The sequence below is a fragment of the Flavobacterium sp. genome, from assembly GCF_029242675.1.
GTDB lineage: Bacteria > Bacteroidota > Bacteroidia > Flavobacteriales > Flavobacteriaceae > Flavobacterium.
The window spans coordinates 1-11471 of the sequence record NZ_JAQWTM010000190.1 but is presented as its reverse complement, the minus strand read 5'-3'; the positions used below and the strand labels follow the sequence as shown (position 1 = coordinate 11471).

Below are 11471 nucleotides of genomic sequence, written 5' to 3'. Positions count from 1 at the left end.
AATTCCATGCGCGCCTTATCATCATCAATATTTCCGTACACGGCCCGCAAAGGTTTTACTTTTTTAATGGTATCTGTCACCATCAAATCTCCAATATCACCGGCATGCCACACTTCGTCCGCTTGGTCGACGTACTTCATGATGGTGTCGTCTATGTGGCTGTGCGTATCAGAAAGTAAAAGTATTTTTTTCATATTAATGGTGTCATTAGCAGGTATGAACTAATTTGGAGCTGTTTCCTGCTATCCGTTACAATCCACGCTAAAAAGCGTGGGATTTTCACTGCTATCAGGGCTAGGGCATTTCGGTAAAATTAAAGATTCTGCTTCCAATTAAAAAAAAATGTGGCACAAAAAAAACATTAGCACAATACGCCTACTTCAAAAATAATTAATAAGTATCTTTGTATTTCAAACTAAGGCCGACTTATTATAGTACTATCGCATTAGTTTCAAAAGAAAAAGTACCATTGAGATATTTTATAAAATTAGCATACAACGGCACCGCTTACCATGGCTGGCAATACCAACCCAATGCCTCCTCAGTACAAGAAGTTTTGAATAAAGCTTTCTCTGTCTTGCTTAACACTGATATCAGTATTATGGGAGCCGGCAGAACGGATACTGGCGTTCACGCATCGCAAATGTATGCGCACTTTGATTTTGAAAAAAACATAGATAACAAGCAATTAGTTCACAAACTAAACTCGTATTTACCCAAAGACATCGTGATTCATGAGGTTTTTCAAGTCGCTGACGAAGCACATACGCGATTTGATGCTACCAAGCGGACCTACGAATACCATATTAACCGATTCAAGGATCCTTTTTCGCAAGAGCTGAGCTGGTATTTTCACCTAGATTTAGATCTTGAGGCCATGAACGAGGCTTCACAATTATTGTTTCATCATACTAATTTCCAAAGTTTCTCCAAGGTAAATACGGATGTAAACACCTTTGATTGTACCATTTACGAAGCCAACTGGAAGCAAGAAAACGATAAAGTGGTTTTTACAATTTCGGCTAATCGTTTCTTGAGAAATATGGTGCGCTCCATAGTGGGAACTTTAGTAAATGTTGGTTTAAAAAAAATTACGGTCGCTGATTTTAATACCATTATCGAAAGTAAGAACAGAGATAAAGCAGGATTCTCCGTACCAGCGCACGGACTTTATTTAACTAAAATCGAATATCCTTTTTTAGGGAATGAAAAAGATTAATTCGATATGAAACGTCATTTCCTAGCCCTGATGGCAATGGAAATCCTTGATTGCCGGGGTTCGGCAAGCAAGATTGAAATGAACAGCAGGACCAAGCTCCTAAAAAATACTGAAATAAGATCAGCCATAAAATGAAAGCAAAAGCATTTGACACTCGATTATTTAAACGAATATTATACTACACTAAACCCTATAAATGGCGCTTTAATGGCGTAATAGCGTTTGCTATTTCGCTATCGGTATTTGCGGCCTTACGTCCGTATTTATTAAAGCAAACAGTTGATGGCTACATTCAAACCGAAGACGCCAAAGGTCTTTTATTGTATATCACCTTGATGGGAGTCGTATTGCTAGCCGAGGTTTTTTCGCAATTTTATTTTGTGTTTTGGGCCAACTGGTTGGGGCAGGATATTGTAAAAGACATCCGAATCAAGTTGTTTAAACACATCCTGAGTTTTAGAATGAAGTATTTTGACCTTGTTCCCGTAGGGCAATTAGTGACTCGTTCCGTGTCAGATATCGAGGCGATTGCGCGTATTTTTAGTCAAGGACTTTTTATGATTATTAGTGATTTGATGAAAATGGTTGTGGTGCTAGCCTTTATGTTTTACATGAATTGGTCTTTAACATGGATTGTAATTGTAGCGATGCCTATTTTGGTATTCATTACTCGCATTTTTCAACGGAAAATGCAAGTCGCTTTTGAGGAAGTACGTAATCAAATTTCGAATATGAATTCGTTTGTACAAGAGCGTGTGACCGGAATGAAGATTGTACAACTTTTTACAAGAGAAGTAATTGAGGCTAATAAGTTTAGAGAAATCAATGATAAACATAGAAAAGCGTGGATTAAAACCATTTTATACAACTCCATATTTTTTCCTATTGCTGATATTATTTCGTCTTTAACCCTTGGTTTTATTGTGCTGTATGGTGGTATGAAAATTTTAAATGGCGATACTTTTACCACTTTTGGAGATTTGTTCTCTTACACTATGTTTATCAGCATGTTATTTAACCCTTTGCGCCAAATTGCTGATAAATTCAATGAAATGCAATTGGGAATGATTGCTGCCAATCGCGTATTTGAAATTATTGATACCCAAGATCAAATTCAAGATACCGGTAAAATTGAAGCACCATTATTTGAAGGGAATATTAGTTTTAAAGACGTTCGTTTTAGCTATATCGCTGATGAAGAAGTGATAAAAGGGATTGATTTAGAAGTACAAGCAGGGCAAACTGTGGCTATTGTTGGGTCTACCGGTGCAGGGAAATCTACGATTATTAACTTACTAAATCGTTTTTACGAAATTAACAGCGGAACCATTTGTATAGACAATGAAAATATCGAAAATTATTCTTTGGACTCCTTACGAAAACAAATTGCGGTAGTATTACAAGACGTCTTTTTGTTTGCTGATACCATTTACAATAATATCACGCTAAACAATCCCGAAATTACTCGAACGGATGTTCTGGCAGCAGCCAAAGACATTGGTGTACACGATTTTATTATGAGTTTACCTGATAATTACGATTTTGACGTTAAGGAACGAGGCGTAATGCTATCTTCAGGACAAAGACAATTAATTGCCTTTTTAAGAGCCTATGTAAGTAATCCAAGTATTTTAATTCTGGATGAAGCCACCTCATCGATTGACAGTTATTCTGAAGAAATGATTCAGCGTGCCACAGAAACTATTACAAAAGGCAGAACTTCTATTGTAATTGCGCACCGCTTGGCAACTATTGTAAATGCTGATAAAATTGTGGTAATGGACCAAGGACTAATTGTAGAGCAAGGAACGCATCAAGAGTTAATACTTCGTGAAGGTGGTTATTACAAGAACTTGTATGACTCACAGTTTTCGGTAGCTAATTAATTATACAACTAGTAAAAAGGAATAGGTCACATTAAGAACTTCGATTTACTGTTTTTAAAAATAGCTTACAATGAACTCGTAAAGAACCACTTAAAAGGCAATTTAACGACAGTCAGAAAAATGAAATCACACTTTTAGAATTTAAATTGTTTTATTTTGAACTAGTTTATCAATATTGAATTTTTAATCTTTTTAAAAACAGAATAATTCCTTAAATTCGCCAAATCAAATAATTTAGAAAACTTATACAATGAAATACGATATCATAGTTTTAGGAAGTGGACCAGGTGGATATGTAACTGCCATAAGAGCATCACAATTAGGCTTTAAAGTAGCCGTAATTGAAAAAGAAAACCTAGGTGGTGTATGTTTAAACTGGGGATGTATCCCAACCAAAGCATTACTAAAATCAGCTCAGGTTTTTGATTATCTAAAACACGCCTCTGATTATGGTTTAACAGTATCTTCATTTGATAAAGACTTCCCTGCTGTGGTACAACGCAGTAGAACGGTTGCTTCTGACATGAGCAAGGGAGTTCAATTTTTAATGAAAAAAAATAAAATCGACGTTATTGATGGTTTTGGAAAACTAAAACCAGGCAAAAAAGTGGATGTTACAGCTAAAGACAATAAAGTTACGGAATATAGCGCTGACCATATCATTATTGCTACTGGAGCGCGCTCTCGTGAATTACCCAACTTACCACAAGATGGTACGAAAGTAATTGGATACCGTCAAGCAATGACATTACCTACGCAACCTAAATCAATGATTATTGTTGGTTCAGGAGCAATTGGAGTGGAGTTTGCACATTTTTACAATGCTATGGGAACAGAAGTAACTATTGTAGAATTCATGCCTAACATTGTTCCAGTTGAAGATGAAGACATCTCTAAACAAATGGAGCGTTCTATGAAAAAAGCAGGTGTAAAAATCATGACTAGCTCATCAGTAGAAAAAATTGACACTAGCGGTGCAGGCGTAAAAGCATATGTAAAAACGGCTAAAGGTGAAGTCGTTCTGGAAGCAGACATGCTATTATCAGCTGTTGGAATCAAAACTAACATCGAAAACATAGGATTAGAAGAAGTTGGTATCGCTACTGATAAAGATAAAATCCTAGTAAACGCTTACAATGCTACAAATATCCCAGGATACTACGCAATTGGTGACGTTACACCAGGACAAGCATTGGCACACGTAGCTTCTGCCGAAGGAATTAACTGTGTGGAAAAAATTGCAGGAATGCATGTAGAACCAATCGATTACGGAAACGTACCGGGTTGTACCTACGCTACTCCTGAAATTGCATCAGTTGGTTTAACTGAAAAACAAGCTAAAGAAAAAGGATACGAATTAAAAATTGGTAAATTCCCGTTCTCAGCATCTGGAAAAGCAAAAGCATCTGGAACTCCAGACGGTTTTGTAAAAGTAATTTTTGATGCCAAATACGGCGAATGGTTAGGATGCCACATGATTGGTGCTGGTGTTACCGATATGATTGCTGAGGCAGTTGTAGCGCGTAAACTAGAAACGACAGGGCATGAAATCCTGAAAGCTATTCACCCACACCCAACAATGAGTGAAGCAGTTATGGAGGCGGTTGCTGATGCTTACGGCGAAGTAATTCACTTGTAGTCATTGAGAGGATCGTAACGAATTCATGCTTAAAATATCAAAATCTGATTGGCATCTGCTAATCGGATTTTTTTTATTTTCTGTTTTGGGCGTAACCCTACTTCCACTCCGTTGCAGTACGGTCAGGCTATGCGCTCTATCTTTTATTCCATTTCATTCCATAAAAGGATGCCGCTGCTATCCTTTACGCAACCCAATAGGTTGACAAATGACAATTACACTAAAGTAGAAAAAAAGCCTTTGTCTCCTTAACTAATTCTTGAGTGTGCTTTGGTAATTCCTTTTCGACATAAGGATGTGAACCTCCAAAAACATGATTAGCATCGGCTATAATATGTGTAGCTGCTTTTGTAAAATGCTTTTTCAATAAATTAAATTCTTCCATTTTTACTGCTTGGTCGTCTGTGCCTTGCATTATCAAGTACGGAATAGACAGTTTTTTACTTGCGTTAGCCAAACTGTATTTTTCCTCATTACGCTCTAAATCATCCAAAACGGAGATATCCAAAGGCATCATTTGATTCGTTCTTGCGTTTTTAATGTACTGAACACCATCGGCTCTCCAATTAGTTCTGAATTTGGAATTCCACGAACGGTGAAAATCAAACGGACTCGCCCAGGTACAGACCTTCTTAATTTTAGTTGCAAACTGCGAACAATACAACAAGGCAGCAACGCCTCCCTTACTATGCCCAATAATAAAAATGTTTTCCATATTAATAATAGGTAAAACAGTTGGTAATTCGCTTACCACAAACTGCTCGACACTTTGTATGTCTTCCATTTCTTTTCCTAACGTATTCAGAGCAAATTTATCTAGTTTGTCAAAATCGGCAGCATTGTCAAGTCCCAATCCATTATGTGAAAAGTTGAACTTGAGGAAAGCAAAACCATTGTCCACGAAATCATCGGCAATCATTTGCCAACAACCCCAATCCTTAAAACCTTTAAAGCCATGACAAAAAATTACTACTCCTTTCTGATCTTGATTTTCGGAATAACTTACATCTAAGGCAAACTTTTGCTGCAAAGCACCTTCTAGAACAAATGATTGCGTTACGACCATGATTTTTATATTTAGGATTACACATAGGACCAAAGATAAGAACTAAAAACGTACCGTTTGCTACTACTATTCTTGACAAATTCGATTGCATTTATTGAAACTGCACAACAGAAAAAAATTCCTTCAAGCCTATCTATAAGTAGGTCATTTTCGCTACCTTAGTTCTTTCAAAACTAAATCAAACTACCATGCGCTATTTATCGGTACTACTCGTTTTTCTACTACTTACTTCCTGCAAGGAAAAATCAAATTCCAATGAGATCTTGGTTTCTAATTACTTCAATTATGGTGATTCACTAGAAACTGCAGGTGTAAAAATGATTCCAATTCAAACTCCGGTAGGCGAATTCAAAGTGTGGACCAAGCGCTTTGGAACCAACCCAAAAATAAAAATTTTATTATTGCATGGTGGCCCTGCAATGACGCACGAGTACATGGAATGTTTTGAAACTTTTTTTCAAAGAGAAGGATTTGAATTTTATGAATATGATCAACTGGGTTCGTATTATAGTGATCAACCAACGGATAGCACTTTATGGACTACCGAACGATTTGTAGAGGAAGTAGAACAAGTCCGCAAAGCCATTGGAGCCGATAGCTCTAACTTTTATGTGATAGGAAATTCTTGGGGAGGAATACTCGGAATGGAATATGCTTTAAAATACCAAAAAAATCTAAAAGGATTAATCATTGGGAATATGATGGCAAGTGCAACGGAATATGGTGCTTACGCCAATGAGGTATTAGCCAAGCAAATGAAACTAGAAGTTTTGAGCGAAATTAGAGCGCTAGAAGCAAAAAAAGATTTTGCCAATCCTCGTTACATGGAATTGTTATTGCCAAACTTCTATAAAGAGCATCTTTGCCGTTTAGACGAGTGGCCAGATGCAGTAAATCGTTCTTTTAAGCACGTTAATAACGAAGTCTATACTTTGATGCAAGGTCCATCGGAATTTGGAATTGGCGGCCGACTCGCTAAATGGGATGTCAAAAACAGACTCAAAGAAATCGCTGTACCAACCTTAATGGTTGGAGCAAAATACGATACGATGGATCCAAAAGCAATGGAAGAGCAAAGTAAACTGGTTCAAAACGGTAGTTATTTGTATTGTCCCAACGGAAGTCACTTAGCGATGTGGGATGATCAAAAAGTATTTATGAATGGCGTTATTCAATTTATAAAAGAAGTGGACAAAGGAAAATAATAAGGACAAACATTTTACTATATTTACAATCAAGTATAACTAAAAATTATACTTGATTACAAAATACAATTTCCTATTGTTGTAAATAAAGTAGTTCTTTGTACTGCTTTAAAAAACGATTACATTTTCAACAATGCCAACAGCAGAGCAAGAACCCAACAAGAAAAAAATACTGGACAAAAGCATCACTACGCGAGAGTTAATCTTTTTAGTAGCATTTGTGCTTTGTTTGTCACCGTTTATCACGCCGCCTATTGCGTTGTTAATGGGACTAATCATCGCCCAATTCATAGGACATCCTTATTTACATCTCAACCATAAGGCAACCCATTTATTATTACAAATTTCAGTTGTAGGACTTGGATTTGGGATGAATGTAGATAGCGCCTTAAAAGCGGGACAAGACGGACTCCTTTTTACTATTGCTTCCATATTAATTACGCTAACAGCTGGTTATCTGCTAGGTAAAGCATTAAAAATAGATAAAAAAACATCCTATTTAATATCCGCGGGAACTGCTATTTGTGGCGGTAGTGCTATTGCAGCCATAGCGCCAGTCATTAAAGCCGAAGAAAAGCAAATCTCAGTGGCTTTGGGAACGATTTTTATTCTTAATTCGGTAGCACTGCTTTTATTCCCTTACCTCGGTCACTACCTCAACTTATCACAAACGCAATTCGGACTCTGGTGCGCTATAGCCATTCATGACACAAGTTCTGTTGTAGGTGCTGCGAGTAAGTACGGACCGCAAGCGCTAGAAATAGCGACAACCGTAAAACTAGCGCGCGCCTTATGGATTATTCCTATTGCTTTTTTATCGACCTTCCTATTCAAAAATAAAGAAACAAAAGTTAAGATTCCGTATTTTATTGGGTTGTTCGTACTTGCGATGATTGCTAATACGTACTTGCCTTTTATTCAGGATATCAGTTTTTATTTGACTTCAATTGCTAAATCGGGCTTGACCTTGACACTTTTCCTTATCGGATGTGGTCTGTCTAAAAAGGTACTTTCTTCAGTTGGTTACAAACCATTATTGCAAGGAGTAGCGCTTTGGTTACTGATTTCGTCCATGGCTTTATGGGTGGTGCTTACTTTGTTTTAAAGTTTAATTCTTGTTCATTCGATAGTAGCAGTATCCCATTTACAAACTTCAGAAAACGGTATTCTGCCACTGCAATTAGGTAGCGTTTTTTTATATCTTTGGAAAGAAATTGAACAACGATTTAAGTTAAAAAATGATTACAAAAGCTACTCTTCAAGATATTCCCACATTACAATCCTTAATTAATGGTGCTTACCGAGGCGAAGCCTCTAAAGCAGGATGGACAACCGAAGCCGAATTATTAGGTGGACAAAGAACTGACGAAACGGAATTAACCGAAATTCTATCAGATCCTAAAAACACACTCTTAAAGTACGTCGAAGCCGACCAAATTTTAGGCTGCGTTTTACTAACAGCTGAAGAAAATCAATTGTATCTCGGCATGTTGAGCGTTTCACCTCAACTTCAGAATAGCGGAATTGGCGCGAAACTTTTGGCGCAAGCCGACCTTCACGCAAAACAACTAGGTTTACCTAAAATTGTGATGACAGTAATTTCTATTCGATCAGAATTGATAGCCTACTACATCCGCAAAGGATATGTTGACACCGGTCTAAAAGCGCCATTTTCCGAAAGTCATTTACACTCTGTTTTAGGAAACGAAACTCTAGATTTCGTCGTGCTAGAAAAAGCAATTGATTTAAATTAATCTATAAGACCATTTCCTCAAATAAGCGATGGATTGTTATTTCTAAATCATCGCACAATCCAGGATGTGGTCGTGAGGTTTGAATCGCTGAACTTCGTAAAGCAGTTAACCAACGAAAACGTGACGGAATATCAAATTGTGCGATAGGTCCGCCATCCTTGGTACCGTGAGCAATTTTTTGGAACGAATCCAAGTTGAGCTGTAATTGCTCCCATTCAAAATCGTTCGCAAACAAATTCAGTTTTGTTTCATTCACCGTATACATCATCTTTATAAACTTGGCTTTTTTGCAAAAAAGTACGATCCCTACATTTAGGAATTCTTCGCGCTCTACCCTAGGTACAACCCGAATTACGGCATACTCATATGAGTGCTTCTCTTGCATTTTGTGCTTCGTTTATGAAAATTTCAGAATGATTTAATCGGGTCAGTAAAAACTGGTAGTACACTTCTCTAATCGCTTCAGGAGATTCGTCTGTGTCTTGCCATTCCAACCAATCTAAGGGAATTAGCTGAACAATATTTTTTATCGTTTCTGGAGTTAAAATAGTTTTAAACAATGCATCAGCCTCTTTAATCAGACTCGCTTGCGGCAGCAAAACATGGTCTTTAATGAGCTTAAACGGACCTTTAGCATGTTGTTCCCAATTGGTCCAAGAATGATGAAAATAGAAACTGGCTCCATGATCAATCAACCAAAGCTCTTTATGCCATAGTAGCATATTTGTATTTCTAAACGTACGATCAACGTTGGTAGTATAAGCGTCAAGCCAAACAATTTGCGAAGCCATTTTAGCATCAACGATCGTTACGACCGGATCAAAATTGATGGCTCCTGATAAAAAATGCAAGGCTAAATTTAACCCTTGACTACCTTGCAAAAGGTCTTGAATTTCTTCGTCGGCTTCCGTACGACCAAAAGCTTCGTCTAGATTAGCAAACACTAGTTCAGGAATGGCTAACTTTAAAACGCGGGCTATTTCTCCTCCTAACAATTCGGCAATCAAAGCTTTTACTCCATGCCCTGCCCCTTTGAACTTGAGTACATATTTAAAATCGTCATCGGCTTCCGCCAAAGCAGGCAAAGAGCCGCCCTCGCGTAATGGCGTGATGTACCGCGTTACATTTACGGTACGTAGATTGGGGTTAGTTGTCATAATCGGAATTTACTGAGGTACAAATTTACAAATAACAATGCGTATTCGAACCCCTATCATTGGTTAATTATTGGTTTGGTTCTCTATCATTAAATAAGCTTTACCACTATTCGTGTCGACAAAAGCCTACCTGCTTGAAAGGTAGAAATTACTGAGTAAGTACACAAATAACTATCATTTCAGCTTTTTGTTGTGAAATCAACAAAAAAGGCAGGCTGTGTGTTTACTATTATCTCAAAAAATCATACTTTAGTAATCTAAAATTAACGATAAAAACCATTCCTCTAAACCACAATTTATGAAAAAAACACTATTTATATTTCTTGCAATCACCAGCTTTGGCAGTATAGTAGGGCAACAAAAAGCAGAATCAAACGAGAAAAGCGAAAAAAAATCTGAAAGTAGTCTCGTTTTTAATCCGGATCAAAGTGTTGTAACCGATCACGTCACCACTATTAAAGGGCAAAAAGTACCGTACAAAGCCACTACCGGAACGATGCCTGTTTGGGATGAAGACGGAAAAGCAATTGCGGGTTTGTTTTACACCTATTATGAGCGAACTGACATTAAAAACAACGAATCGCGACCATTAGTTATTTCGTTTAATGGCGGACCGGGTTCGGCTTCCGTTTGGATGCATATTGCTTATACAGGACCAACCTTATTGAAAATTGATGATGAAGGCTATCCGGTACAACCTTACGGAATAAAAGAAAATCCGTACTCGATTTTGGATGTTGCCGATATTGTTTTTGTGAATCCAGTCAATACAGGATACTCGCGAGCCATAAGCAAAGAAACTCCTAAATCTACTTTTTTTGGTGTAAATGCTGATGTTAAATATTTGGCAAGCTGGATAGGAAGTTTTGTAACAAGAAACAACCGTTGGGCTTCTCCTAAATATCTTATTGGAGAAAGCTACGGAACTACCAGAGTTTCAGGTCTTGCCTTAGAACTACAAGAAAAACAATGGATGTACTTAAACGGAGTGATTTTAGTTTCTCCTACCACTTTAGGAATTAATCGCGGTGTTGCTACGGATGGTGCATTGAAACTACCTTATTTTGCTGCTACCGCTTGGTACCATAAAATGCTACCGGCAGACTTGCAAACTAAAGACTTAAATGAAATGTTACCCGAAATAGAGGAATTCACTATGAACGAACTCTTGCCAGCTATGAGCAAAGGAGGCGCACTTGATGACGGAAAAAGAAAAGAAATTGCTGCAAAAATAGCGCGTTACTCTGGCATGTCCGAAAAAGTGATTTTACAAAATAATTTAGACGTACCTACTGGATATTTCTGGAAAGAATTATTAAGAGACCAAGGATTCACAGTGGGAAGGCTTGATTCTCGTTACAAAGGTATTGACAAAAAAGATGCTGGTGACCGCGTGGATTTTAATGCAGAATTAACTTCGTGGTTACACTCCTTTACGCCAGCCATAAACATGTACTTGCGTAATGAATTGAAGTATAAAACCGATTTTACTTATAATATGTTTGGACCAGTGCGCCCATGGGACAACTCGAATGACAATACGGG

The 11471-nt window shown here is 37.5% G+C and carries 11 protein-coding genes; 7 read left to right on the top strand and 4 right to left on the bottom strand.

What is annotated here, in order from left to right; translation table 11 throughout:
• On the bottom strand, positions 1-194 hold a 194-nt coding region (locus P8M54_RS07355; RefSeq protein WP_300286757.1), incomplete at its 3' end, for a metallophosphoesterase family protein.
• Between the two features lie 275 nt (positions 195-469).
• Here P8M54_RS07355 and truA point away from each other — a divergent pair.
• The 3 genes from truA (at position 470) to lpdA (ending at position 4744) form a co-directional block, all read left to right on the top strand.
• A complete protein-coding gene (truA, locus tag P8M54_RS07350; protein WP_300286755.1) occupies positions 470-1219 on the top strand; it encodes a tRNA pseudouridine(38-40) synthase TruA in 750 nt (249 codons plus the stop codon).
• 131 nt (positions 1220-1350) lie between these two features.
• Complete coding sequence (locus tag P8M54_RS07345) at positions 1351-3105, top strand: ABC transporter ATP-binding protein (RefSeq protein WP_300286753.1); 1755 nt, start codon at positions 1351-1353, stop codon at positions 3103-3105.
• A gap of 250 nt (positions 3106-3355) precedes the next feature.
• Positions 3356-4744: a dihydrolipoyl dehydrogenase gene (gene lpdA / locus P8M54_RS07340; RefSeq protein ID WP_300286751.1), complete on the top strand. Its 1389-nt coding sequence runs from the start codon at positions 3356-3358 to the stop codon at positions 4742-4744.
• A gap of 220 nt (positions 4745-4964) precedes the next feature.
• Here the strand turns inward: lpdA and P8M54_RS07335 are convergent, their stop codons facing one another.
• Positions 4965-5810: an alpha/beta hydrolase gene (locus tag P8M54_RS07335; protein WP_300286749.1), complete on the bottom strand. Its 846-nt coding sequence runs from the start codon at positions 5808-5810 to the stop codon at positions 4965-4967.
• 188 nt (positions 5811-5998) lie between these two features.
• Here P8M54_RS07335 and P8M54_RS07330 point away from each other — a divergent pair, with 188 nt between their 5' ends.
• The 3 genes from P8M54_RS07330 (at position 5999) to P8M54_RS07320 (ending at position 8769) form a co-directional block, all read left to right on the top strand.
• On the top strand, positions 5999-7015 hold the full coding sequence (locus P8M54_RS07330) for a proline iminopeptidase-family hydrolase (RefSeq protein ID WP_300286747.1): 1017 nt from the start codon (positions 5999-6001) through the stop codon (positions 7013-7015).
• Positions 7016-7148: 133 nt separating this feature from the next.
• Entirely contained in the window at positions 7149-8120 is a 972-nt protein-coding gene (locus tag P8M54_RS07325; protein WP_300286745.1) for a putative sulfate exporter family transporter, read from the top strand.
• A 133-nt stretch (positions 8121-8253) separates the two neighbouring features.
• Entirely contained in the window at positions 8254-8769 is a 516-nt protein-coding gene (locus P8M54_RS07320; protein ID WP_300286743.1) for a GNAT family N-acetyltransferase, read from the top strand.
• A gap of 1 nt (position 8770) precedes the next feature.
• Here the strand turns inward: P8M54_RS07320 and P8M54_RS07315 are convergent, their stop codons facing one another.
• The gene (locus tag P8M54_RS07315) at positions 8771-9154 is read right to left on the bottom strand and encodes a DUF3037 domain-containing protein (protein WP_300286741.1); all 384 of its coding nucleotides are present in this window, start codon (positions 9152-9154) and stop codon (positions 8771-8773) included.
• Positions 9132-9926: a HipA family kinase gene (locus P8M54_RS07310; protein ID WP_300286739.1), complete on the bottom strand. Its 795-nt coding sequence runs from the start codon at positions 9924-9926 to the stop codon at positions 9132-9134. Before P8M54_RS07310 ends, P8M54_RS07315 begins: the two co-directional genes overlap by 23 nt.
• Before the next feature lie 298 nt (positions 9927-10224).
• On the opposite strand from P8M54_RS07310, the gene P8M54_RS07305 reads away from it, so the two are divergent.
• The coding region (locus P8M54_RS07305) for a carboxypeptidase (protein ID WP_300286737.1) at positions 10225-11471 on the top strand (1247 nt) is incomplete at its 3' end.